The sequence below is a fragment of the Desmonostoc muscorum LEGE 12446 genome (genome assembly GCF_015207005.2).
Classification (GTDB): Bacteria; Cyanobacteriota; Cyanobacteriia; order Cyanobacteriales; family Nostocaceae; genus Nostoc; species Nostoc muscorum.
Genome location: NZ_JADEXS020000001.1, coordinates 2,035,874 through 2,058,395, shown reverse-complemented (window position 1 = coordinate 2,058,395; position 22,522 = coordinate 2,035,874). Strand labels below are relative to the sequence as shown.

Below are 22,522 nucleotides of genomic sequence, written 5' to 3'. Positions count from 1 at the left end.
TAGATCTTACTGTGCTTAAAAAGGATGGAACTTACAAAGCCCCATTTTTTAAGGGGGTTGGGGGATCTGAGCGCGTAAGTACTAACACAGTTGCTGTACTTTATTAACTTTATGTGTATAAAAAGTACATACTCTCTAAGTTAAAGAACTGCAAGTTTAGAATTCAATAGTAGGCGATGTCTGGGTCAGATCACACTACTTGCAATTTTAGCTCGCCGATTTTACCTATAACTGCTTAATAAAAATCTTTTGAGTTTGATGATTAGCAATTTGACGAATGTTTAACGAAGTGTGTAAGCCAGCACTCCAAATATATATCTAAATTTATTTGTCAATTTTCCTGGCTATAACACTGTCAGAATAAATAAAATATTTGCGATTAATATTCAATCCAAACTAGGGATTAAAATTTAAATAAATTCCCAGACGCGATAAATCGCCGTCCCCAGACGCGATAAATCGCCGTCTCTACAATAATCAATCTTTCGTACAGACGGCGATTTATCGAGTGTCTTACTTTAACCTGTAGGGTAGCACAACTAGCTGTGCTACCCTACAATGTCTATTTAAATAAATCACGGAGTTGTGACAGGATCGAGTTTTATCCGGATTTTATTGGGACGACAAGGGCTTCCCCAACAAACTTGCCCAGAGGGCATACTACTAAAAACACTACTACGAGCGCCAATAACGGCATTAGCCCCAATTTTGACTCCCGGTCCAATGAAACAATCTGTCGCCACCCATGCGCCATTCTCAATGGTGATACTCGCAGTTTTCAAGCCAAAGGTAGGGTCTTGGATATCATGACTACCAGTACATAGGTAACTTTTCTGGGAAATTACGCAATGTTCACCGATGTTAATTTGATCGAGGCTGTATAAAACTACGTTATCTCCAATCCAACTGTAGTTGCCTATGGTAACTTTCCAAGGATAAGTAAAACGGGCGGTGGGTCGAATTAATACGCCTTTGCCGATACGAGCGCCAAATAATCGTAGTAGAGTACAACGTAGAATATTTAACGGTTGAGGAGTCAGGGGAAAGGCGATCGCTTGTACAAACCACCATAATAAAATGTACCAACCTGGACGCCCGCGATGGAACCAAGATTGGTCATATTTGCGTAAATCTACGAAAGGTTTGTCATTAGTCATTCAATTTTAGATTTTAGATTTTAGATTTTAAGATTTTAGATTTTCAATTTTTCCTTCAATCCAAAATTCAAAATTCAAAATCTAAAATTGCCAGAATTAGGAGTCAATGGTCAATAGCTTTCCCTCTACCCCTCTGCTCCCCTGCTCAAGAACTTCCTGCTTTGGTGTACTTGCAGTATTTAGATGACCACCACAGCTCCGTAATTCGTAAAGTTTAACGCCAATTTGATATTCATATTGACTCAACAAACGTGCATATATATATCCGGCTTTGCCATCCAAAAAACCGCGTTGGATGATATAAAATAACACAAATCGCAAAATGGGTTTAAATGGCAAATGTACCCATACTTTTTTCAAAAAGCGCTTGCGTTGCACTGCATCACCAAATAAATTTGCCCCAATGGTGCCGCTATCATCTTGACCTGTGAGAATATTAAAATAAACCCGGGCTTCCCAGTTTGAATAGCGGTTGTGCCGTTCTAACCAATGATAAAGGTCGCGGAAGTCTTCGTGGAGCATATCATTTTTGAGATACCCAACTTTTCCCTGCAAAATTACATGTTCGTGAACTTCGTTGTCACCAGTGTTGGGAATATCTTCTGTATGTAGGTTTTCGTAGCGCCCTTTTTGATGCTTAAATAAACGCAGATTCCAATCGGGATATTTACCACCATAGCGAATCCATTTTCCTAAGAAAAATACCCGGCGATTGAGGTAATAACCAGTATATTCCTGGTCATGAATTGCTTGCTCAATTTCTTGCCAAAGTTCGGGAGTGATGCGTTCATCGCAATCTACGATTAGCACCCATTCGTTGCGAAAAGGTAGATTATCTAAAGACCAATTTTTCTTTTTAGGCCAGTGTCCATTGAATTTAAATTGGACGACATTTGCACCATAACTTTTAGCAATTTCAACACTATTATCTGTACTTTGAGAATCGACTACAAATATTTCATCTGCTCTGCTGAGACTAGTGAGACAAGCTGGCAAGTTGACTTGTTCGTTTTTTGCTGGAATTAATACGGAAACTGGTATTTTAGATGACATATGAGTATAATTTATGATATTCGTTACTTCTTATTTGATGTGGATAAAAGGCCTTGAATAGCGGCATTTAAGTAGCCAATTTGACCATAAGCATACACAAATTTATCAAACCGTTCTGCTGGGTCCCAAAAATATTGCAATGATTTGTACAAGCCGCGCACAAATCGTTCGCTACCTCGCTGCAATTGAGCGATACCAGCTTTGCCAGCGAGTTGTTCTCGATAGCACTCGCTGATACCTTGCCACCAGCCTCGGTTTAAAAACCAAGAGCGTTGCAGGCGTTCTGGAGCAACATTGTGAGCGACTAGTGCTTCGGGAAGATAAGCGACTTGCCAACCACGTTGTAGGGCAAATTCGGTCATTTGTAGTTCTTCGTTAGATAATAAATTTTTCCCCACTCGACCAAGATGACGATCGAAACCTCCAATTTCTTCTAAGAAACTGCGACGGATGGAGTAATTTAAGCCTCTCGGTGTTGAGCCAGGTTGCTGAATGTAAACGATATCATCGCCCAAGTCGTATGCACCCAGATTTTCAGTTAGTCCTGAGGATAGCCACCTTGGTTGTTGGATTCCTTCGGGCCAGATGAGAGTGACTTTGCCGCCTGCGATCGCTAGTTTAGAGTTATTGTAATAGGCAAAATATAAAACTTGTAGCCAGCCCTGGCTCGCAACGGCATCGTCATCTAGATAAGCCAGAATATCACCACTAGCCACTTTTGCCCCGGTGTTGCGGGCAACAGATAAACCGATGGTGGGTTCAAAGACATACTTCAGGCGAGGATTGTCAGCCCTTTGTTCTACTACTTCACGGGTGCGATCGCTAGACCCATTATCAACTACTACAACTTCAAAATTAGCAGCAAAATCCTGCGCTAAAAGACTATCAATTGCAGCCCCTAAGTAGGTATCTCGATTGTGGGTACAGATAATGGCAGAGATTTGGATATCTGGCATAGATTTAATTTGGGATTTTGCGGAAAGTCTGAGCTCAGGCTTCCTTAGATCAGAACTTTCTAAGACAGATTTGGGATTTTAGATTAAAATCTTAAATCTAATGCACATTTACTCTTCGTTAATCTAAACCAAAATTGATCCACCCACCAACCGAGTTTTTTCGGAAATAATCTTTAAAACTTCACGTTTGTTGAATATGACTATGTAAAACTACAAGACTTTGAGCAAGTTGAGCCAGACGGGTTTCTAAAGTTTGCTTACGCCCCAACAGCTGACGTAACTTTTGGTAACGGGCGATCGCTATGCTAACAGTAGGAACCTGATCTGCTGGACATGGGCGCGACCAAACTTTACCAGAATCGTCCACACCGCAGAGGCGATAGCTAGTAGCAGACGATTGGTAGGATACTTTCCCACCATTGGCACAAATTTCTTCCACATAGTTCATGAGGCGGTCAATTTCTGCATGGCGGAGTGTTGCAGTTCCTCCTGGTTCTGGTTCGGTGGGATTGCATTCTAACCAGCCATTGACAATTGGACCTTCTAAGTAAATATCCTGAATTTCCTGCAAAATATTTTGTAGTTCTGTTTGCCAACCAGCGACACTTTCCTGAATTTCTTGCAGTAGATTCATCGCCAAGCCCGGATTTGCTCCGTGGCGATGGCTACTGATGCTAGGAGTTTTGAACTTGGGTAGGCTGGGTGTTTTGCTACCATTATCTTCTGCTTGAAAGGTTTGCACAGAGTCATGATGGGGAAATAAATTTTGTTCAGTATCGACGCCAAGACCAACTGTTTGTTCTTGTGTCTTTGCTTCACCATCCCCAGAAGATGAAGTCTGTGTACTTCCTGTAGATTCGTTAGCTGTGACGCTGATTCTAAAGGAGAAAGGCCGTTTGGTTGAATCTCCTGCTTCGCCAGCAGAAGCACTGCCGCGAGTCTTCAGATCGTGTAGAGTTGCTTCAATACGTTTTAAGCCTGTTTTCATATATCCTAAAGTTTGCTGTGCGGTTATCGGTGGGGTTTGAATCCCGACTTGAAACATACAGCAGAATTGGTGAATTCTCAAAAGTCAGAAATAAAATAAGCTTTATCTCTGGCTACCAGACTTAGTTTGTCTACTTCACCAACTGAAAATCTACTGTAATTATTAATTTTTAATGATGCTGGTGCTAATTTTATCTCCTAAAAGTTATTTAGAATCAAAAATCTTACTTTTGAAATGAAAAACTGCGTTTAGTAATGCCCAGTCTTACAGCAAATTGCAAGTTGGTGAGGTACAGATAATCGTAGGGGCGCACAGCTGTGCGCCCCTACCCGTGTACCTCATTTACCTGAAATACGCTGTAAGTTAAATTCCTTAGATAATGGGCATAGGAAGAGGACACGGGGACGCGGGGACGCAAAGATGCGGGGAAAGACTTGTTGTAAGTTTTCACCTTATCCCCTTGTCTCCCCACTCCCCACTCCCCACTGGACACTGCTGTGATGATAAACTGCAAGTGCGGCTATATTGTGAAGATACTCAGGAAATAACTTTGGGTAAAGTCATCTTAGTAACAGGCCCCGCCCGTTCTGGTAAAAGTGAATGGGCAGAAACTCTGGCCATACAGTCGGGGAAAGCAGTTATTTATGTAGCAACAGCTACTGATAACCCAGACGATGAAGAATGGCACAAACGGATTTTACAACACCAAAAGCGTCGTCCCCAAGACTGGGTTACCCTGTCTGTACCTGTGGAATTGTCTGCTACCCTCGCTGATGCCAAACCCCATACCTGTGTTTTAGTTGATTCTTTAGGAACTTGGGTTGCTAATTTCCTAGAACAAGATGACCAAACCTGGGAAAATATTATCGCAGAGTTCTTAGAGACAGTGGATCTGGTGGCTGCTGATATGCTGTTTGTAGCAGAAGAAGTGGGTTGGGGTGTAGTGCCAGCTTATATCATTGGCAGGACGTTCCGCGATCGCCTGGGTTCTTTAGTACGTCAGCTGGGTGCGCTGTGTGATAGTGTTTATCTAATAACTGGCGGCCACGTTCTCAATCTCAGTCTTCTTGGTTCACCATTACCAGCGCCAAAGTCTTAATTCAAAATTAAACATTCAATCTCCGAAATATCCTCAATTAAAATCTAGAATTATGCTATGGCTACCAAACAAGAAGTTAAAGCATATCTTGCCTACTGGTTTCAGTTGGGTAAAAAAGTGATCGTGGGCAACAGTCAGGCAAGCTTTTTGCCTCAACGGGTGTTAGATGGCGATCGCTATAGCGAAGAATTTGAAGAGTGCTGGGAAAAAATTCTCTCCCCAGATTCTGGTGACTGTTATTTGGAAGGTACACAGGAAACCATTGCCGAACTGTTGACATCGGCATGGGATATGCTGCCTTGCTGTCGCTGCACAATGCCAGTAGCTGCGCGAAACATTGGGATGCCACCTTTGTTGTGTCCCTGCAATGATTTACCTAACTGGCCTAATACCGAATTACCAATACCACGAGATCCAATTAAGACTCAAGAGCATCTCAAAATAATTTGCGATCGGTTGTTAAATAATATCGCTTAAACTAACAACCAATTTGTGAATCTGACGGATTTTTCTAATATAGGCAATAGGCAAGAGGCAATAGGGAAAAATTAGTTATCTATTGACCCTTCCCTTATGGTGTAAGGCATCTTTTCACCTAATTAAATTTGACAGACTTTGTTTATCGGCTATTTATATAGTTTAAATGAGGTATATTTTCTACTACCCTATCACCGGTTTTTAATCAAGATTACTTGCATAATTTGTATTGCTATCTCACTGGAAACGCCTAAAGCTTGATATAAATCATTTAAGAAGTTTTTTTCTTCTTCAGCTACTATGCCTTCAGCCAAGACCAAATCTGTGGCTACTGCAAAGGCTGCTTCGCGCAAGTCTTGAGATAGAGAATCTTTTGCGACATTAAATAAAGTATTAAAATGATCCCCCTGGAAAATAGATAATATTTGATCAAACATGCTCTTGATCATTTGCTGGGGATAACTTTTAAAAAGTTTCGTCCGAGATAGCACACAAGTGATAGAATTTGCTTGCTCAACGGAAAGGTAACCGTCTGGGGCTGTTGCCGTCAAGACTATAACAGCAAAAGCTTCCGCTGAATTTAGTACTGGTTGGGTTTGACTTTCTGTAACCAACACAGCATCGAGTAGACCCATTGTAGTAGCTCCTTGGTTAAGGTCTCAATAGCGATACAGTTACCTGTGTATTTGCTGGACTTACAGGTGAGACTGCAACGCTGTGAGACTTTTATAGTTTAGTGTTCCCAGGATTGTTTCACGGCGAACACTTGTACCCAATGGTTTTTGACAATAAGTACACTGCTAACCGTGAACTTAACGTTCTCCTGTCTTTTCTATTGTTTCAATTACTGCCAAACCTATACCTGAAGCTGCTATTAACAGTATTGCTGATAGCAAAAAAGCGTTGGTCAGCATTCGCAGGGCTTCGTCGAAAAAAATGTAGGTGGTCATTGCTTCACCCTCTAAACTTTGTGCCGCTAGTACTTTTTATTTCTCCACATAGTGATAGGTGAATTTCGCTCAAAAAGTGCTAGCAATTGCATCTTAACAAAACTTTAGCTCTTTCAGAACACTGCTCAAACTTTTTATTTCTGAAGATTTGATGAACTTTAGGGATAACTTGTAAAAGAAATTACTGAGGCGGAAATTCAAACAAAAGTTGTGACACCTGAAACTTACGTAAACATTATTCTGAAATTCGTTAATTCAGTTACAAGTAGTAAATAAACTAAATATCGACAAAAAGCTTATTTTTAGAGGCTATTTTGTGAAATTCCAAAAAAATATTCTAGAGAATTTACTGATAAGATTACTAGTCATGTGCATCTATCTCAGTGCATATACAAAAGCCGAACAATCAATGCTCCCAAGTTTATACTGAGAAAAAAGAAAGCTCTAAAAAAGTTTCAAATAATAAGACGTTATTTTTTCCCAGACCGATAAAAGCTGTTGATGGGCGATTGCCTCCGGCAGGCTACGCGAACGCCCCTGATAAATGTAAAGAAATGTTGCAATTTTTTAGGCAGCCTAAAGTAAACAACGTTCAATGGTCGCTAGAACCGATTGAGAAAGTGCATCAAAATCGTAGCCACCTTCCAAGCCAAAGAGAATTTTACGAGTTAGCCCCAGACAATAATCGGTAAACAAACCATAATCTTCTGATTCCAAGTTGATACTTGCCAAAGGATCTGCCGCATTGGCATCATAACCAGCACTGACAATCAGTAAATCCGGATTAAAGCTAGTTAAAAACGGTACTACCTTGTTTTCAAATAACGGCTGATAGACTGTAATATCGCTACCGGGGGGTACTGGTAAATTCAAGACATTATTATAAAAGCCGCGTTCTGTTGCTCTGCCAGTACCGGGATAGCACGGATACTGATGTAGGGAACAGTAGGCAATTTGCGGATGAGTTTCGACGATCGCCTGAGTACCATTACCGTGATGCACATCCCAATCGAGGATGGCAACGCGGTTAATTCCGGGTTGTTCTAGGGCAAAAAAAGCGGCGATGGCAGCGTTAGAAAATAGGCAAAAGCCCATACCCGCATCACTTTCAGCGTGGTGTCCTGGTGGACGCGCCAGTACAAAAGCCGGATTACCGGATTTTAATACAGCCTCAACTCCATCTAACCAAGCACTCACGGCCAATAATGCCACATCATAACTGCGTGGCGAAACTGGTGTATCTCCATCCAAAGGGCCGCCACCACTAGAAGCGATTAAAGAGAGTTTTTTGATGTAGGCTGGGCTGTGAGCCTTAACTAACAAAGACATCAACTGTGGCTGTTCTGGTGCTGGTGTGGGCGATCGCCATGCAATTTTATCTGCAAAAGTAGCTGCTTTGAGGGCGTTAGCGATCGCCGTCAACCGTTCTGGTTTTTCCGGATGGTATTTTCCAGTCTTATGATCTAAAAATTCGTCGGAATAGATGACTGGCAGCATAGGGTGAAAAAGAGTACTAACACTGAATGCCATTGTATCTTTATTAAGAAGAATTCAGAACTCAGGAGTCAGAATTCAGAATGAATTTGAGTCCGATTCTTTGATGAATATTGGTTTAAAACCAAGCCTAATCGGGGGCGAAACAAAGTTTAAATATTGTTTTTTATTAAAATTCTATGTCTTTATGGTTATAGTGTTTACATATTCTGAATTCTATTCGCATCTTTGGTTATCTTCAACATCTGATTTCCACCCGGTTGGAGTTCATATTCCACTTGTTCAATATTTATGTTGTAACCTTTTGCAGTGTAATATTTAATTATTTTATCTAAATGTTGCGAAGGCTTTGACATTAAAGTTATTAGGGGAAATATTCTGATTTCTTCAGCGATACGCAGCATTTCGCCCACGGAATTTAAGTGAAAATCATAATCCAGATGGTCTGAATATAAAAACAATAAGTGTGAACAAAGAGCTATGTCAAATTCTTGATGACGATATACCAAGTTTGGCAATTCACCAAATATGTATCTGTTGGTCTTTTTGCCATTATCATAATCAGATATGAATTCTTCAATTACTTTCACTCGATTGTGTCGTAAGTTATCTGGAGATTTATGATAGCTCCATACCCAATCGTTGGGTGTAGCCTTGACTTGGTGAATAATATTATCTACCACGTCATTAAATCTTTGCAATATTTCATCACCGGAAAATTGGTACAGTGGGTCTACAGAAACTACACTTTTACCCTGACGTGTCATTTCAGCATTAAAGCTTGCGGGACCATCACCAACCCCAATAATTCTTTTATTTAAATCCGCGTTTGTTAAATTGAAGATTTTTATATATTCATCCATTGACCTGCCAAAAGGAACTACTTTATCTAAAACCATTGCCATAGAGTTTGCCTCGTAAATAGACTGATTATACAGGACTCATATTCTGGTAGCAAAGAAGATGCTTCTGACATTGCAGAAGAAGCATTTTCTGCAATATCATCATCAACTAGAGTAACTTTATGGGGCGATCGCTCCTGGAGAGGTCTATAAGTATTACGATATAGTAATTTTAGGCAAAATAAAGCGATCGCTCCTAGAGAGGTTTTATGTCTCTGACGCTTGAAGACTTGGAAAAAATGCAGCAACAGCATCCCGACTATCGCATGGAACTAGTCAAGGGTAATATTATTGTTATGAGTCCATCAGGATACGAATCAGATGAAGTCGCAGCTGAAATGGTAGCCCAGTTACGTAACTGGGTTAGACCGCGCAAACTAGGAAGAACAGCAGCTTCTAGCGCTGGTTTCAGATTGCCAAATTCAGATTTGCGTGCGCCCGACGCCTCATTTGTTTTAGCTGAGCGCTTGCGTCGGAGTCCCAAGTCTTTTGCTCAATTAGCTCCCGATTTGACTGTAGAGGTGAAGTCCCCTAGTGATAATTTAGAGGATCTCAGAGCCAAGATTCGAGAATTTCTGAGTTTGGGAACTAAGGTAGGAATTTTGCTCAATCCAGATGAGCGGATTGTTGAAGTTTACAACTTTGGACAAGAGGCAATAATACTTCGTGATGGCGATATTTTAACAGTTCCCGAATTGCTTCCAGGATGGGAAGTACCAATTGTAGATTTATGGCCTCCAGAGTTTGACTAAGATAGTGTTGAAAAAGAAGGGAAAACGGAACCGATGTTTAAATAATTCGTAATTCGTAATTCGTAATTCGTAATTTGTAATTTGTAATTCGTAATGGGCTAAGCCCCGCTTCTCTACGAGACGCGGCGCGAACGCTAACCTAATTCGTAATTTTTATTAGACATTCAGTCGAACTTTAGGCGATCGCTTTGAGTGCAGATGGCAACCTTTGGTTAGTCGCAGGTAGGATAAAACTATCAAGATTTGACAACAGCCGTAGTGATTTAGTCCCCGATCGACTAAGGGACGGTAGAATATACCTAATTTTCGTAGCTTCAAAGCCCAACTATGACGATGCATTCCACACTCCAACGTGCATTTACTAACCGCCGCGTTCTGAAAGTGATCAGCGGCTTAAATAATTTCGATGCCGCTAGCGTCGCCGCTACTGTCAAAGCTGCTGAATTTGGCGGTGCTACTTTTGTTGATATCGCCGCCGATCGCACCTTAGTGGAGTTAGCTAAGAGTTTGACAAATTTGCCAGTTTGTGTGTCAGCAGTAGAACCAGAGAAATTTGTACAAGCTGTGGCAGCTGGTGCCGATTTAATTGAAATCGGGAATTTTGATTCTTTCTATGCTCAAGGACGCCGTTTCGAGGCTTTGGAAGTTCTAGCCTTGACTAAGCAAACCCGCGCTCTCCTCCCAGAAATTACCTTATCTGTCACCGTTCCCCACATCCTGGAACTAGATCAACAGGTACAACTAGCAGAGGAACTGGTGAAAGCTGGAGCGGACATTATCCAAACCGAAGGCGGTACTAGCAGTAATCCAGTTCACCCTGGAACTTTAGGATTAATTGAAAAAGCCGCCCCCACCTTGGCAGCAGCTTTTGAGATTTCTCGTGCAGTGACAGTACCGGTATTGTGTGCTTCAGGCATTTCTAGCGTTACCGCACCATTAGCGATCGCTGCTGGTGCTGCTGGTGTTGGTGTTGGTTCCGCCATCAACCAACTCAATAGCGAAGTCGCAATGATTGCCGCTGTGCGTGGTTTGGTGGAAGCGTTGGCAACTGCAAGAGTGTTGAGTGAGAAATAGGGAGTAGGGAGTAGGGAGTGGGGAGTGAGGAGTGAGGAGTGAGGAGTGAGGAGTGAGAAGTTATTCTCCTTGTCCTCTTGTCTCCCTCATCCCCCTCATCTCCCTCATCCCCCTCATCTCCCTCATCCCCCTTATCCCCCTCATCCCCCTACTCCCCACTCCCCACTCCCCACTCCCCTCACTTCAAACAATCTTTCAGCGCATAAATCACCTGATCTTGCTGTTTTTGTGTCAGTTCTGGGAACATAGGTAGGGATATGACTTCGTGGCAGGCTTGTTCTGCCAATGGGAAGTCACCAATTTGATAGCCCAGGCTTTGATAAACTGGCTGCAAGTGTAAAGGGTAGGGGTAATAAACCATTGAGCTGACACCTTGCTCTTGCAATTGAGTACGCACCCAATCTCGATATTTGGCGCTGGCACCATTTCGTTGTTCGCCTGATATGCGAATAGTGTATTGGTTCCATACCCCAATACCCTCAGGTAATTCTTGGGGCGGGACAATTCCGGGAATTTGACTCAGGAATTGATAGTAATAATTGGCAATTTCTCGGCGCCGTTCATTCCAAATATCTAAATAACGCAGTTTAATTTGCAAAATAGCCGCTTGTAGAGCATCCAAGCGGCTATTTACACCTATTTCTTCGTGCAAATATCGAATTTTACTTCCATGATCCCGTAGGATTCGCAGTTTTGTGGCGATCGCTGGATCGTTAGTTGTGATTGCTCCGCCATCACCGCAACCACCAAGATTTTTGGTAGGGTAGAAACTAAAGCAACCAATATGTCCAATGCTTCCGACTTTTTGATCAGCCCAAATTGCGCCTGTAGATTGAGCGCAATCTTCAATGACTGACAAGTTGTGAGCAAGTGCGATCGCCATCAATGATGTCATATCCACTGGTTGCCCAAATAGGTGAACCGGGATAATCGCTTTGGTTTTTGGTGTAATTGCCGCTGCTATTTGCTCTACATCTAAGTTAAACGTGGTAGCATCAATATCAACGAAAACAGGCTTGGCACCCACGGCGCTAATCACTTCAGCAGTAGCGATAAAAGTGAAAGGCGTTGTAATCACTTCATCGCCTGCACCAATTCCCAAGACTCGTAGAGCTAAATAGAGCGCATCAGTACCGGAATTACAAGCTATACATTGATTAACACCATGATAGGTGGCAAACTGTTGCTCAAAGCCTTCGACTAAGGGACCACCGATATAACGGCCAGAAGCTAGAACTTCTAAAACGGCTGCACTTACTTCTGCTTCGATGCTGGTGTATTGTTGCTTGATATCAAAAGCAGGGACGGGATTTACGCTTTGGATCATGAGTTCTTATTTTATCGGAAGATACACAGGATGCACTTCGAGGTCAATTTTTGCTGATTGAATTGTTACTCAAAGAGGTGTTAAAAGACTATCGCCCAAATTACGCATCTATTAGGGTTTTTGCTTAAATTGTGGTGTAGTCAACTACCGCACGTTTAATTTACAGATAATAGTCTTACTAAGTTTTTGCCATGTTAAGGTTGTACCATTTTGAATTTTGAATTGATGAAGGTGATATATATCAACCAAGAGCCAACACATTGAATCAAAGTTCCTCTTGTGCGTGCTGCTTGGAGAAAAAAATACCAGGAGATAGAAAACCCATGCAGGATCTGATCGAGCTGGATTTCGTGGATTTAGCTATTGCTTTAGGATTAATGGCGATCGCCATTGGTGTATCTAGCTGGGAAAAATTAGGACTAGAGTTGAACTTAGCCCTAGCTACTGGAAGAACCATCTTACAACTACTTGTATTGGGATACATTTTAGATTTCATCTTTGCTTTGGGCAATGCTTGGGCAGTTTTGGCGATATTAGCAATCATGCTGACAATTACGGCGATTGTCGCACGAAATCGCATCAGCCAAAAAATTCCTTATGTATTGCCTTTGGTGTGGGGTGCAATTTTCATCAGTACCGCCCTGACAGTGCTTTATACCAACTTCTTGATTCTTCAACCAGACAGATGGTACCAAGCGCAGTATGTGATTCCCTTGGCAGGGATAGTCATAGGTAATGCCATGAATGCAGCGGCGATCGCCGGGGAACGCCTTGTCAGCACCATTAATTCCAGCCATTTGGAAATAGAAACCCACTTGAGCTTAGGCGCAACTCCAGAGCAAGCAGTTAGTCAGTACCGCAAAGACGCCATCAGAGTCGCTTTGATTCCGACTCTCAATCAAATGATACTTATAGGTATGGTGGCAATACCAGGAATTACCACCGGACAGTTACTAGCTGGTATCAAACCCTTGGATGCTGTATCCTACGAAATTTTAATTACGTTTATGGTTGCTTTTGCTAACTTAATGACAACAGTTTTACTTACGAAGGGATTGTGTCGTCAGTTTTTTAATTCCGCCGCGCAGTTAGTTAGGTGAAGGGTTTAATCTACATCCAAAATAATTTCATCATCTTTGGCAAGGTAAATTAAAATGGCATTTAGTAATTATAAAAATATTAGTGCAGTCATTAAAAAATTTCAAATTAAATATGTTCAGTCTAATTTTATGTTGGAAGTAGATTTTCCAGTGAAAGAATCTTTCAAAGAGGAATTAGACTTGCTATTTACAGATGGAGTTATTGATAATTCTGAAAATGCTATTTGTGAGAATTTCATCTATCCAGTATTGAAAGAAGTATGGAAACCTTACCGAAGTAAGTTAACACTTTGGAGTCATGAAACATTAGCTTACGATGAAGATTTATCAGGCGTTCCAGATTATACGGTGACACAGCGAAATCCTCTGGGTACAATTGTTTTTGATAAACCTTATTTTTTGACGGTTGAAGCTAAACAAGACAAATTTGAAGAAGGTTGGGGTCAGTGTTTAGCGGAAATGATTGCAGTGCAGCGAATTAATGATGATTTTGTCAGTGAGATTTTTGGGATTGTTTCTAACGGCAAAATATGGCAATTTGGAAAGTTGATTGCTGATGTGTTTACTCGGAATAAAAATTTGTATGTAATTCAAGATTTAGATAAATTATTTGCTGCCGTGAATTATATTTTTCAACAATGTGAATTAAAAATACAAAAATAACATGAGGGTCTGAACCAGTTGTGTATATCAACGAAGCCATCGTAGGGGCGCACAGCTGTGCGCCCCTACAAATGTACAAATAATTTGGGATAATTTATTTTTTGGAAGTCCCTAATTCTGACTCATGAAATTCTTCAATTATTGCCTGACTATCCAAGCGACACAATCTGACTTTGTTAATAATTTTTGCACCTATTCTTTGATAAAATTTGATTCCACGCTCGTTGGATACAGCCACAGTCCAATCAATTCTGCCACAACCTTTTTCTTGCCCTATCTGACGCAAACGTAGTATTAGCGCCTCACCAATTTTGTGATTTCGATATTCAGCTTTCACATATAAATCATCAAGCCAAATTCCAGGTTTGGCTAAAAAGGTTGAATAAATAAAATGATAGGTTGCCAAGCCAATAGCATCGCCATCAACCTCAGCCAAAAGAACAAAAGCAAGAGGCTTTTCTCCAAATAAATCAACTTCTAGCTTTTGAGGAGTTGCTTCTACAGATTCAGGACAACCATCAAATTCGGCTTTCAAATAAATCAATTCCATAATGGCAGGAATATCTTGCTGGTTTGCATGTCGAATTAAAATATTTGTGCCTGCCATTTCCTTAAAACTCGTATTGGGGAAGAATTTCTGTTTCACTCTTTGCTGCATTTATCCACTCTTGCATGGCGCTTAGTGCCAAAACTGTCTCTACGTAATCTCTAGAAACGGTATCTAACTGCACATCATAAGTTACAAACCGCAAGACAACTGGGGCAAAAAACGCATCAGCAATTGTGAAGTTGCCAAACAAGAAATTGCCAGCAGTTCCAAATTTTTGACGTGATTCTTGCCAAATACTCGTAATGCGATCGATATCTTGTTGTACGCCAGATGCTAAACCTTTACCAGGGTATTTAGTCCGGCAGTTCATCGGCATATTCTGACGCAAGTTTTGAAACCCTGAGTGCATTTCGGCTGTGATAGAACGAGCAAATGCTCTTGCTGTTTTATCTTCTGGCCACCATTGCAAAGTCGGAAATGTTTCAGCTAGGTATTCACAAATAGCAAGAGAATCCCACACAGTTAGCGTATCGTGTATTAGTATAGGTACTTTTCCTGATGGCGAGTATTGCCGAGTTTTTGATGAAGAATCTGAACCGTAAAGCGGAATCCGAATTTCATCGAATTCTAAACCAAATTGTTTCATCGCCAGCCAAGGACGAAGTGACCAAGATGAATAATTTTTATTGCCAATTACCAAAGTTAGTTGTGTCATATTTTTAGTACCTGTAAAGCTGTTCAATCCACATAGACATGTCAGCTTCCGAACCGGAAGCAAAAGATTTTCTGGTTACAGGATCGTAAGCTTGCCAATAAATATTACCGTGGCGGTCAACTTTTTGTCTAACTTGTAATTCATTAGAGTCTGCTAGAAGTTGATTGAGAAAATTTTTCCAAATACTATGTAGAGATTCCCAAAATTTTGAGTTGACTTTTTTCTGGAATGAGAGGCTACAATTTATGTCTATTTTTTTCGTTTGTAGACATTTAATGTGATTATTCATAAAACTATTCCTGACACTTGCTGTTTGAAGTAGTCAAAATTCTGAATTCTGACTTCTGACTTCTGAATTCTGCTGTCAATAAAACAGTAGCAACGTTGCAGCGAGGAATCAAATCATGGCTTGCATAGCTTCTATAAATGTAATTTATAGATATGAAAAATCATGAATACAAGGTTTTTGTCACAATTAAATCAGGATGCGTATACCGTTGTTCTCATCAATTGCCCATGAAACTCTCCCAACTTCGAGCCATAGTTGCAGTAGCAGAACGTGGTAATTTTAGTGAAGCAGCCTTAGAATTGCAGCTTTCTCAGCCTGCAATTAGTCATGCGATCGCCACTTTAGAAGAAGAATTAGGCGTGCCTTTATTTGCTAGAGGTCGTCACGGTGCAGTGTTGACACCTGCTGGTGAGCGTATACTATATCATGCGCGTCAGGCAATGCAACATCTAGAGATGATGCAAAAGGAAGCAAATCTACATAAAGGTTTACATGGTGGTCATGTAAGAATTGCAGCTTTTCGCAGCGTAGCTACTCATTTATTACCAAAAGCGATCGCTCAGTTTCACCATCAATTCCCAGAAGTTGCTGTCACCATTATAGAGTGTGCTGCTTTCACCGACGTAGAACAATGTTTGCGTGACGGACGTGCTGAGATTGGTATTACTTGTCTACCAACTAGTGATGACTTTGAGACTTGGGAAATTTTTCGGGATGAATATCTAGCTTTACTACCACCACAGACCAAAATTAACAGCAAAGAAATTACTTGGGAAGACATAGCAGCCTATCCACCAGTTTTACTTCCTTGTACACCCTGTGGACGCATTGTTCACAACCATCTTAAAACTTTAGCGATTCCCATAACTACTGCTACCGACATTCAAGAAGATTCCACAGTTGTAAGTATGGTAAATCAAGGACTGAGAGCAGCTATTATGCCGCGTTTAGCAGCTGTACCCATTCCGCCAAAGGTACAAGTATACAGTTTACCTGTACCTATTGAAAGAATAATTGCAACGGCAATTTTATCTAATGGCTTGCAAGTACCTGCGGTGTTTACATTTTTAGAAATGTTGAGAAAATTTGATTTTAATAGTTTAGCTAAATCCACTTATTAATATAGGAGTAAAGACGCGATAAATCGCTGTCTCTACAAAAGATTGATATTGTAGAGACGGCGATTTATCGCGTCTATTGCCTTAACCAAAGTTTTACGTCAGCCTACGTTTAACTTCCTCTGCCAAATTTTCCAGTAACACTTCTACTTGTTCGCCTGATTTCAAATCTTTGAGGGAAGATTTTTGTGCTGCTGCTTCCTCAGAACCAATAATCACGCAGAATTGAATTCCTTGTTTATCCGCTAACTGAAACTGTTTGCCCAAAGGACGCTTATCAAAGTTAGTTATAACGTTAATTCCTGCTTGACGCAGTTGTTGAGAAACTTTTAAATAAGTCGGCATTAAATCATCTTGCATATTTACTACCATTACTTGGGCTGGTGTTTGAGCTAAGCTACTCAGAATACCTGCTTTGAGCAATCGACTAATTAAGCGAGTTAAGCCAATAGAAATGCCAACACCAGGCATCTTTTCGCCCAAAAATACTCCGACTAATTCTTCATATCTGCCGCCAGAACAAATACTACCTAAGGCTTCATGTCCTAATAAAGTTGTTTCGTAAACTGTACCAGTATAGTAATCAAGTCCACGGGCAATGGATAAATCAATACAAAAACGATTTTCGGCAACTCCCAGATTACGCACGCCTGCAATTACCGTTTCTAATTCGGTAACTCCCAAGGCCAATTGCTCGGTTTCTGGGAGATTGTTGGCAAGGTGTTTGAGTTTATCTAATACTTCATCAACTGAACCATCTATTTTAATAAATTCAATGATTTTTTCAGCTTGCTCTACTGAAATTCCCTCTTTTTCTAAATCCTGTTTTACTTTATTTTGACCAATTTTTTCGAGGGTATCAACAATACTGATGCAGGATTTAATTTGGGTTTCGGCAATTCCCAGTGATTTAAAGAAGCCTGTAAGAACTTTGCGGTTATTGATGCGGATGAGAAAATCACCGATATTTATGGCTTCAAATATTTCAGTGATAATTGCAGGCATTTGAGCATCATAAAGCAAACTCAATTCACGACGAGCAACTACATCAATATCGCATTGGCGGAACTGACGAAAACGCCCATCTTTTGCCCGTTCTCCGCGAAACACTACATCCATTTGGTAGCGGGCAAAGGGAAAGGTTAATTCATTGAGGTGACGAGCAATGTAAGCTGCTAATGGCACTGTTTGGTCAAACTTTAAGGCTCTTGCTTCTGAACCTGTTTCGCCAGATTTATCTTTTTCGGCTTGGCGATTTGGTGGCAAGATGGGATCAATTCCATAAATGATATTGTCGCCTTGGTTTCCTTTAGCTTGTAGGACTTCTAAACGTTCTACTGCTGGGGTTTCAATGGGCGTAAATCCATAGCTTTCATAAACTCTACGGATGATGTCTAATAAATATGATTCTAAGCGCTTTTCGCTAGGCAGAAATTCTGGGAAACCGCTAGGAGTAGAAAAGTTTATTTTGTCACCTTTTGCCATATACAATTTTGGATTTTAGATTTTAGATTTTAGATTTTGGATTGGAATAACACACCCTACGAAAGAATGTCGCTATACAATTTTGGATTTTAGATTTTAGATTTTGGATTGGCATAACACACCCTACGAAAAAATGTCGCTTATTTAAGCAAAAGTAGCTGCCCAGATGCCCGACTTCTTGAAAAAGTCGGGCATCTAAATCCAGGTTAAGTAAGCGACATTCCACTCTACGAAACTTCTAAATTCTGACTTCTGAATTCTTCTTCATTTTAGCCGTTGTTCTTGAATGAGGGTGCGTTGAAATATTTGACCGTTTTTAAACCAATGCCAAGTACGGGCACGATTGTTATTGTCTGGACTAATGTAAATCATTTCATATAAGCTCATTTCTGGGTTTGTTTTATAAGCAAACCACAAAATCACAATAGAGTCGTCGGCTTCCCAAGCTTTGCCGTCAATGCGATCGGTGTCAAACCAAAGTTTATTATCTTTATATATTCCGGGAAATTCGTATTCTTCTTTTTTCCCATCAGCCCATTTGTAGCGGTTGATTTGGTAATAGGGATGAGCGCCGTTTTCTGGGAATTGACAAGTTAAGTGAGATTCGTAGCTGTCGAGGATTTTTCCGGCTGTATCAACTAATGTATAAGTGCCTACCCAATCTCCTTCATGACGGGCAAGCACGGGCATTCCTTTTTTAATATTAGACATGACAATTCACCTTTTATTGTTCTAACATTTTGAAAAATCGGGTAAAGTAATCAGGAAATGTCTTCGCTGTACAACCTGGGTCTTTGATTACAATTCCTGGAACTTTTAAGCCTGTGACAGCAAATGCCATTGCCATGCGATGATCGTGATAGGTTTCAATTGCTGCTGGAGTAATTGGGCTAGGTTCAATCTTCAATCTATCCGCAAATTCTTCAACTTGAACGCCCAAGCGACGCAATTCGGTCACCACAGCGTGAATGCGGTCGGTTTCTTTATAGCGAATATGTTCGACATTACGGATGGTAACAGGTGAGGAGGCAAAGGGAGCGATCGCTCCTAAGGTTTGCACCAAATCTGAGATATCATTCATGTCAATATCGATACCCTGCAATTGCTCTGGGCCTGTGACTTCGGTGTAATCATCACCCTCACGAATTTGGCAACCCATTTGTTCTAAAACGTTGAGCCAAAGAATATCACCTTGACAAGATTGTTTGGTCAAATATTTAACCCGCACTCGTCCACCAGTAACGGCGGCGGCGGCAAAAAAGTAAGAAGCATTTGACGCATCAGGTTCTATTGTGTAATGTCGAGGCTGGTAACGCTGACCTGCTGGAATTTTGAATTGATTTTCGCCGATTTGATTGACATCGACGCCAAAATCGGCCATCAACTTACAAGTCATTTTGACGTAAGATTGAGAAACCAATGTCCCCTCAACCTCAATAATTGTGTCTTGTTGAGCATAAGGCGCAATCATTAATAACGCTGAAAGTTGCTGACTTGTTTGGTTAGCTTTCAAGCGAAAATGTCCCCCAGAAAACTGCCCACCGTAGATGGTGTAGGGCATAAAATCAGGGTTTCCCTGAAAGTTAACGGTTACTCCGCTACTTTGCAGGACTTTTAGCAAGTCACCCATCGGTCGTTCTCGCATCCGGGGAACGCCATCTAGGCGATATTCGCCATTACCCAGTGCTACCAGCGCCGAAATAAACCTTGCTGCTGTACCTGCTAAGCCTACAAATAAATCGGCCTGCTTCGCCGGAATTTCGCCTCCCTTTCCTGCTATTTGAATTTGAGCCAGGTCAGGATTTAGGGTAATAGGGATGCCTAATTGTTCTAAACATTTGGCAAAATAATTGCTGTCTTCACTAAATAAGGCATTTTCTAAAATAGAGTCACCTTGTGCCAAGGCTGCGACAAGTAATGCCCGATTAGTAATACTTTTAGAACCAGGAATCTCTACCGTGGCGTCTACTGGGCGATTCAGAGCAGGGATTTCAATGGTATCCACTTTAAACCTCAGTGTAGGTGGTCAGCTACGACTTAATTATGTTCGCATATTATTGGGGATTGGGGATTGGGGATTGGGGATTGGGGATTGGGGATTGGGGATTGGGGATTGGGGATTGGGGATTGGGGATTGGGGATTGGGGAGGGTTATCGAAAAACGGCTTTAATCATCGCTGGCGCTGGCGTAAATTCTTTAGAAGATAAACACGCCCGTTCGTAGGGGCGCACAGCTGTGCGCCCCTACAGCGTATTGCATCTAAACGAGAATCGCTATAATTATGGTTCTTCAGTACTTGCTAGCGTATTGTTAGCCACCACTGGCATAAACCTCAAAATCACGCATCAAATTGTATTTTGACTACTTGACTTCCGTTAAAAGACTTGTTGCTCTATCTAACGTGTAACTTAATTCACGTGTCGTTCCTAACCAGTTAATAGCAGATAGACAAAAGACAACAAGGCAAATCATCACTGAAAGGACTCCAGCTTTCCAATTGGTTACCCAGCCTTTGGTGATCCAGCACGTAAAACTTATTCCGAACAATGGAGTAATAAGCAATGAATTTCTGAATAATCTATTTAAATTTTGTATATACTCAACTCTCTTGACTAAATTGTCTGAGCCGTTTTGATATATCAAGATTAACTTCTTATCTTCTTTCCTATCGACACAATGATTTTCAAAGAAAAATTTTATAAAAACACTCCAAGTATCTGGAGACAGAAAACGATACAAACATGCTCCCAAAATATAAGACAAAGGGAGTATAATGAATACTATTAGGGGAATAGATTTGTCAAGATTATTACTCTGAACCCAGGTAGATATATCATAGATATTGAAGAATGAAAGGACAGTAAAAAAAATTGAAAGGAGCGCGATCAAGCCAGTTACTAAAAATTCAGAAAGCAGTAAGGTTGTACCCATATCTTTATATCCAAAAACTTCCAGCTTGATGGATAAAATAATATTTATATGGTTTTGTCATTTCTGTTCTGACAATTAAATTACTTTCTGATTAATCTCAACAAGTTCTTTACAATGCTTGATTTTGCAATTACTGCAAGTTGACGCTTTTATGAAAAAAGTAAAGGTTCAAAACCTCGCCCGCAAGTGGTGCGAATAAATCCTTGTATCTCAAGGTAGGTAGAAACCCCACCCCTTGTGGGTGGCTTAGTTTAATCCCCCTGCTCCCCCTGCTTCCCCTGCTCCCCCTGCTCTCTTCATTGTCCACGCCCTGGCTTGCAATCTGCAAAACTCAATGCCTCTGTGTCGAGAAAACTTGCGATTCTCTTTCAGAGACACTACGTGAACGCCATCTCAATAACTGCTTCGATTGGATATTCAATTTCAGTAGCACGAGCAATTAGAGCAGCGCGAATTCGTTCAGGTAAGCATCCTAAAATAACTTCGGCATCATTGGGGGAAAGTTGCTCTTGGAGTTTGGCTTGCATCGCTTTACTATCTTTCGGTTGGAATTTGGACGTTGTAAGGAGGTTCGGTGGCTCTTGTTTAGATATCCTCTTTATCTTCAATCGCCCGTTGCTCATATTCTGTAATTATGCTCTGAATGTCATCTGCGGCAATATCGACTTGTTCAGATTTTGCATAAACAGTCAGCAAAATAATTCCCATTGCTGTCTTGACGTAGTAAATCAGACGATAGCCACCACTTTTACCTTTTTGAATGTCACTATTTCGGACTCTTAACTTGAAGAGCGCATAACCAACCCCAGGTATTTTATCTCCTAGCAACTCTCCCTGCTCAAGTTGTTCGATGACGGGTTGTATATCATTCCGAATACTGCGATACTTCTTGGCAAGAGTGCGTAGATTTCGGTTGAACGTTGGCGAAGCTTCAACTTGAATGAAAGGCTGATCAGTCATTTTCCAGCCCTTCCCAAAGTTGAGCCACCGGGATAGTTTGCCCAGTCATGGCTTCGTGCCAAGCTTGCCGGAAATCTGCTAAGACTTCTGCTTGAGATTGATCGTTTAAAACTTCCTCTTCTGGAATTAGAATAATAACTTCTACGCGGCTGTTTTTATCTGTTATGAGAGGATGATCTAAGGTTAGTTGTCCTTGCTCATTAATCGTTGCCATGACTTTAACTGCTTTCATTGCTACTCCAAAATTTCCTAAACTCGACTTTCACGCTTTCGGCTCCAAAAGTTGAAAGATGGACTCACGGCTAACCAGTTCAGTTGTTTCACCTTCAGCGATCGCTTGCTCCATTGCCACGTCTTCAATAATTTCTGTCAGAAATTCAGAGACTTCTTTTCGATTGTCACGAATTAATTCGACGATCGCGCTTTTGAAGATTTCCTTAAGTTGCTCTGGATTTATAGTAATCTCAGACATTGTGCCTCC

At 41.0% G+C, this 22,522-nt stretch carries 28 protein-coding genes and 1 pseudogene; 7 read left to right on the top strand and 22 right to left on the bottom strand.

Annotated features, from left to right (window positions below):
* Positions 1-575: 575 nt before the first annotated feature.
* The 4 genes from hpsU to IQ276_RS09005 all read right to left on the bottom strand — a co-directional run bounded on the left by hpsU (position 576) and on the right by IQ276_RS09005 (position 4,154).
* Positions 576-1,157, bottom strand: a complete 582-nt coding sequence (gene hpsU, locus IQ276_RS09020; protein ID WP_193920561.1) for a hormogonium polysaccharide biosynthesis acetyltransferase HpsU — start codon at positions 1,155-1,157, stop codon at positions 576-578.
* Between the two features lie 96 nt (positions 1,158-1,253).
* Positions 1,254-2,210: a glycosyltransferase family 2 protein gene (locus IQ276_RS09015; RefSeq protein WP_193920559.1), complete on the bottom strand. Its 957-nt coding sequence runs from the start codon at positions 2,208-2,210 to the stop codon at positions 1,254-1,256.
* A 23-nt stretch (positions 2,211-2,233) separates the two neighbouring features.
* Positions 2,234-3,166, bottom strand: coding sequence for a glycosyltransferase family 2 protein (locus tag IQ276_RS09010; RefSeq protein WP_190880331.1), 933 nt, complete (start codon positions 3,164-3,166; stop codon positions 2,234-2,236).
* 181 nt (positions 3,167-3,347) lie between these two features.
* Positions 3,348-4,154, bottom strand: coding sequence for a hypothetical protein (locus IQ276_RS09005; RefSeq protein ID WP_193920565.1), 807 nt, complete (start codon positions 4,152-4,154; stop codon positions 3,348-3,350).
* A 550-nt stretch (positions 4,155-4,704) separates the two neighbouring features.
* Between IQ276_RS09005 and cobU the strand changes: the two genes are divergently transcribed.
* Both cobU and IQ276_RS08995 read left to right on the top strand, forming a co-directional pair.
* Positions 4,705-5,253 carry a bifunctional adenosylcobinamide kinase/adenosylcobinamide-phosphate guanylyltransferase gene (cobU, locus tag IQ276_RS09000; RefSeq protein WP_193921257.1) on the top strand — a complete coding sequence of 183 codons (549 nt, stop codon included), beginning with the start codon at positions 4,705-4,707 and terminating at the stop codon, positions 5,251-5,253.
* A 57-nt stretch (positions 5,254-5,310) separates the two neighbouring features.
* The gene (locus IQ276_RS08995) at positions 5,311-5,730 is read left to right on the top strand and encodes a hypothetical protein (protein WP_193921251.1); all 420 of its coding nucleotides are present in this window, start codon (positions 5,311-5,313) and stop codon (positions 5,728-5,730) included.
* 191 nt (positions 5,731-5,921) lie between these two features.
* Here IQ276_RS08995 and IQ276_RS08990 read toward each other — a convergent pair whose 3' ends face one another.
* From IQ276_RS08990 to IQ276_RS08970, 5 genes are all read right to left on the bottom strand, one after another.
* On the bottom strand, positions 5,922-6,365 hold the full coding sequence (locus tag IQ276_RS08990) for a tellurite resistance TerB family protein (protein WP_190880334.1): 444 nt from the start codon (positions 6,363-6,365) through the stop codon (positions 5,922-5,924).
* Positions 6,366-6,542: 177 nt separating this feature from the next.
* The gene (locus IQ276_RS08985) at positions 6,543-6,680 is read right to left on the bottom strand and encodes a hypothetical protein (RefSeq protein WP_171974104.1); all 138 of its coding nucleotides are present in this window, start codon (positions 6,678-6,680) and stop codon (positions 6,543-6,545) included.
* Between the two features lie 576 nt (positions 6,681-7,256).
* Positions 7,257-8,177, bottom strand: coding sequence for a histone deacetylase family protein (locus IQ276_RS08980; RefSeq protein ID WP_193921259.1), 921 nt, complete (start codon positions 8,175-8,177; stop codon positions 7,257-7,259).
* A gap of 197 nt (positions 8,178-8,374) precedes the next feature.
* Complete coding sequence (locus IQ276_RS08975) at positions 8,375-9,079, bottom strand: SAM-dependent methyltransferase (protein ID WP_193921253.1); 705 nt, start codon at positions 9,077-9,079, stop codon at positions 8,375-8,377.
* Positions 9,064-9,330, bottom strand: coding sequence for a hypothetical protein (locus IQ276_RS08970; RefSeq protein WP_193921261.1), 267 nt, complete (start codon positions 9,328-9,330; stop codon positions 9,064-9,066). Before IQ276_RS08970 ends, IQ276_RS08975 begins: the two co-directional genes overlap by 16 nt.
* Between IQ276_RS08970 and IQ276_RS08965 the strand changes: the two genes are divergently transcribed.
* A complete protein-coding gene (locus IQ276_RS08965; protein WP_190880340.1) occupies positions 9,286-9,828 on the top strand; it encodes a Uma2 family endonuclease in 543 nt (180 codons plus the stop codon). The two genes, IQ276_RS08970 and IQ276_RS08965, sit on opposite strands and share 45 nt — an antisense overlap.
* A gap of 156 nt (positions 9,829-9,984) precedes the next feature.
* Here IQ276_RS08965 and IQ276_RS08960 read toward each other — a convergent pair whose 3' ends face one another.
* A complete protein-coding gene (locus tag IQ276_RS08960; protein WP_190880342.1) occupies positions 9,985-10,167 on the bottom strand; it encodes a hypothetical protein in 183 nt (60 codons plus the stop codon).
* Between IQ276_RS08960 and IQ276_RS08955 the strand changes: the two genes are divergently transcribed.
* Positions 10,156-10,902 (top strand): DUF561 domain-containing protein, encoded by a 747-nt coding sequence (locus IQ276_RS08955; protein WP_193921255.1) that lies wholly within the window; start codon positions 10,156-10,158, stop codon positions 10,900-10,902. The two genes, IQ276_RS08960 and IQ276_RS08955, sit on opposite strands and share 12 nt — an antisense overlap.
* 178 nt (positions 10,903-11,080) lie before the next feature.
* Here the strand turns inward: IQ276_RS08955 and IQ276_RS08950 are convergent, their stop codons facing one another.
* Positions 11,081-12,229: a DegT/DnrJ/EryC1/StrS family aminotransferase gene (locus IQ276_RS08950; protein WP_193924719.1), complete on the bottom strand. Its 1,149-nt coding sequence runs from the start codon at positions 12,227-12,229 to the stop codon at positions 11,081-11,083.
* Between the two features lie 323 nt (positions 12,230-12,552).
* On the opposite strand from IQ276_RS08950, the gene IQ276_RS08945 reads away from it, so the two are divergent.
* Positions 12,553-13,329: an ABC transporter permease gene (locus IQ276_RS08945; RefSeq protein WP_193924714.1), complete on the top strand. Its 777-nt coding sequence runs from the start codon at positions 12,553-12,555 to the stop codon at positions 13,327-13,329.
* A 54-nt stretch (positions 13,330-13,383) separates the two neighbouring features.
* Positions 13,384-13,992 (top strand): hypothetical protein, encoded by a 609-nt coding sequence (locus IQ276_RS08940; protein WP_193924711.1) that lies wholly within the window; start codon positions 13,384-13,386, stop codon positions 13,990-13,992.
* Between the two features lie 94 nt (positions 13,993-14,086).
* Here IQ276_RS08940 and IQ276_RS08935 read toward each other — a convergent pair whose 3' ends face one another.
* The 3 genes from IQ276_RS08935 to IQ276_RS08925 are packed head-to-tail and all read right to left on the bottom strand — an operon-like array spanning position 14,087 to position 15,546.
* The gene (locus IQ276_RS08935; protein ID WP_193921481.1) at positions 14,087-14,599 is read right to left on the bottom strand and encodes a GNAT family N-acetyltransferase; all 513 of its coding nucleotides are present in this window, start codon (positions 14,597-14,599) and stop codon (positions 14,087-14,089) included.
* Between the two features lie 4 nt (positions 14,600-14,603).
* Entirely contained in the window at positions 14,604-15,257 is a 654-nt protein-coding gene (locus IQ276_RS08930; protein WP_193921478.1) for a glutathione S-transferase family protein, read from the bottom strand.
* Positions 15,258-15,261: 4 nt separating this feature from the next.
* Entirely contained in the window at positions 15,262-15,546 is a 285-nt protein-coding gene (locus IQ276_RS08925) for a hypothetical protein (protein ID WP_228043382.1), read from the bottom strand.
* Positions 15,547-15,773: 227 nt separating this feature from the next.
* On the opposite strand from IQ276_RS08925, the gene IQ276_RS08920 reads away from it, so the two are divergent.
* Complete coding sequence (locus IQ276_RS08920; RefSeq protein WP_193921483.1) at positions 15,774-16,667, top strand: LysR family transcriptional regulator; 894 nt, start codon at positions 15,774-15,776, stop codon at positions 16,665-16,667.
* Between the two features lie 93 nt (positions 16,668-16,760).
* Here the strand turns inward: IQ276_RS08920 and hisS are convergent, their stop codons facing one another.
* From hisS to IQ276_RS08880, 8 genes and pseudogenes are all read right to left on the bottom strand, one after another.
* A complete protein-coding gene (hisS, locus tag IQ276_RS08915) occupies positions 16,761-18,149 on the bottom strand; it encodes a histidine--tRNA ligase (protein WP_193921476.1) in 1,389 nt (462 codons plus the stop codon).
* A gap of 264 nt (positions 18,150-18,413) precedes the next feature.
* Entirely contained in the window at positions 18,414-18,860 is a 447-nt protein-coding gene (locus IQ276_RS08910) for a DUF3598 family protein (RefSeq protein WP_193921475.1), read from the bottom strand.
* A 13-nt stretch (positions 18,861-18,873) separates the two neighbouring features.
* A complete protein-coding gene (gene aroA, locus IQ276_RS08905; RefSeq protein WP_193921473.1) occupies positions 18,874-20,154 on the bottom strand; it encodes a 3-phosphoshikimate 1-carboxyvinyltransferase in 1,281 nt (426 codons plus the stop codon).
* A 357-nt stretch (positions 20,155-20,511) separates the two neighbouring features.
* A complete protein-coding gene (locus IQ276_RS08900) occupies positions 20,512-21,081 on the bottom strand; it encodes a hypothetical protein (RefSeq protein WP_235115539.1) in 570 nt (189 codons plus the stop codon).
* A 296-nt stretch (positions 21,082-21,377) separates the two neighbouring features.
* Positions 21,378-21,608: pseudogene (locus IQ276_RS40675) on the bottom strand (hypothetical protein).
* Between the two features lie 58 nt (positions 21,609-21,666).
* Complete coding sequence (locus tag IQ276_RS08890; protein WP_193921616.1) at positions 21,667-22,041, bottom strand: type II toxin-antitoxin system RelE family toxin; 375 nt, start codon at positions 22,039-22,041, stop codon at positions 21,667-21,669.
* Entirely contained in the window at positions 22,034-22,273 is a 240-nt protein-coding gene (locus tag IQ276_RS08885) for a type II toxin-antitoxin system RelN family antitoxin (protein ID WP_193921614.1), read from the bottom strand. Before IQ276_RS08885 ends, IQ276_RS08890 begins: the two co-directional genes overlap by 8 nt.
* Positions 22,274-22,303: 30 nt before the next feature.
* Positions 22,304-22,513, bottom strand: a complete 210-nt coding sequence (locus IQ276_RS08880) for a hypothetical protein (RefSeq protein WP_193921612.1) — start codon at positions 22,511-22,513, stop codon at positions 22,304-22,306.
* Between the last annotated feature and the right edge of the window lie 9 nt (positions 22,514-22,522).

What these genes read in the sequence shown, in the direction of transcription:
- IQ276_RS08890 (WP_193921616.1), bottom strand. Translation starts at nt 22,041, where the DNA reads ATGACTGATCAGCCTTTCATTCAAGTTGAAGCTTCGCCAACGTTCAAC.
- IQ276_RS08955 (WP_193921255.1), top strand. Translation starts at nt 10,156, where the DNA reads ATGACGATGCATTCCACACTCCAACGTGCATTTACTAACCGCCGCGTT.
- IQ276_RS08925 (WP_228043382.1), bottom strand. Translation starts at nt 15,546, where the DNA reads ATGAATAATCACATTAAATGTCTACAAACGAAAAAAATAGACATAAAT.
- IQ276_RS08885 (WP_193921614.1), bottom strand. Translation starts at nt 22,273, where the DNA reads ATGAAAGCAGTTAAAGTCATGGCAACGATTAATGAGCAAGGACAACTA.
- IQ276_RS09015 (WP_193920559.1), bottom strand. Translation starts at nt 2,210, where the DNA reads ATGTCATCTAAAATACCAGTTTCCGTATTAATTCCAGCAAAAAACGAA.
- IQ276_RS09005 (WP_193920565.1), bottom strand. Translation starts at nt 4,154, where the DNA reads ATGAAAACAGGCTTAAAACGTATTGAAGCAACTCTACACGATCTGAAG.
- IQ276_RS08975 (WP_193921253.1), bottom strand. Translation starts at nt 9,079, where the DNA reads ATGGCAATGGTTTTAGATAAAGTAGTTCCTTTTGGCAGGTCAATGGAT.
- IQ276_RS08985 (WP_171974104.1), bottom strand. Translation starts at nt 6,680, where the DNA reads ATGACCACCTACATTTTTTTCGACGAAGCCCTGCGAATGCTGACCAAC.
- IQ276_RS08990 (WP_190880334.1), bottom strand. Translation starts at nt 6,365, where the DNA reads ATGGGTCTACTCGATGCTGTGTTGGTTACAGAAAGTCAAACCCAACCA.
- IQ276_RS09010 (WP_190880331.1), bottom strand. Translation starts at nt 3,166, where the DNA reads ATGCCAGATATCCAAATCTCTGCCATTATCTGTACCCACAATCGAGAT.
- IQ276_RS08940 (WP_193924711.1), top strand. Translation starts at nt 13,384, where the DNA reads ATGGCATTTAGTAATTATAAAAATATTAGTGCAGTCATTAAAAAATTT.
- hisS (WP_193921476.1), bottom strand. Translation starts at nt 18,149, where the DNA reads ATGGCAAAAGGTGACAAAATAAACTTTTCTACTCCTAGCGGTTTCCCA.
- IQ276_RS08880 (WP_193921612.1), bottom strand. Translation starts at nt 22,513, where the DNA reads ATGTCTGAGATTACTATAAATCCAGAGCAACTTAAGGAAATCTTCAAA.
- hpsU (WP_193920561.1), bottom strand. Translation starts at nt 1,157, where the DNA reads ATGACTAATGACAAACCTTTCGTAGATTTACGCAAATATGACCAATCT.
- IQ276_RS08995 (WP_193921251.1), top strand. Translation starts at nt 5,311, where the DNA reads ATGGCTACCAAACAAGAAGTTAAAGCATATCTTGCCTACTGGTTTCAG.
- IQ276_RS08950 (WP_193924719.1), bottom strand. Translation starts at nt 12,229, where the DNA reads ATGATCCAAAGCGTAAATCCCGTCCCTGCTTTTGATATCAAGCAACAA.
- IQ276_RS08930 (WP_193921478.1), bottom strand. Translation starts at nt 15,257, where the DNA reads ATGACACAACTAACTTTGGTAATTGGCAATAAAAATTATTCATCTTGG.
- IQ276_RS08910 (WP_193921475.1), bottom strand. Translation starts at nt 18,860, where the DNA reads ATGTCTAATATTAAAAAAGGAATGCCCGTGCTTGCCCGTCATGAAGGA.
- IQ276_RS08945 (WP_193924714.1), top strand. Translation starts at nt 12,553, where the DNA reads ATGCAGGATCTGATCGAGCTGGATTTCGTGGATTTAGCTATTGCTTTA.
- IQ276_RS08970 (WP_193921261.1), bottom strand. Translation starts at nt 9,330, where the DNA reads ATGCTGTTGCTGCATTTTTTCCAAGTCTTCAAGCGTCAGAGACATAAA.
- IQ276_RS08900 (WP_235115539.1), bottom strand. Translation starts at nt 21,081, where the DNA reads ATGGGTACAACCTTACTGCTTTCTGAATTTTTAGTAACTGGCTTGATC.
- IQ276_RS08920 (WP_193921483.1), top strand. Translation starts at nt 15,774, where the DNA reads ATGAAACTCTCCCAACTTCGAGCCATAGTTGCAGTAGCAGAACGTGGT.
- IQ276_RS08935 (WP_193921481.1), bottom strand. Translation starts at nt 14,599, where the DNA reads ATGGCAGGCACAAATATTTTAATTCGACATGCAAACCAGCAAGATATT.
- IQ276_RS08980 (WP_193921259.1), bottom strand. Translation starts at nt 8,177, where the DNA reads ATGCTGCCAGTCATCTATTCCGACGAATTTTTAGATCATAAGACTGGA.
- IQ276_RS08965 (WP_190880340.1), top strand. Translation starts at nt 9,286, where the DNA reads ATGTCTCTGACGCTTGAAGACTTGGAAAAAATGCAGCAACAGCATCCC.
- IQ276_RS08960 (WP_190880342.1), bottom strand. Translation starts at nt 10,167, where the DNA reads ATGCATCGTCATAGTTGGGCTTTGAAGCTACGAAAATTAGGTATATTC.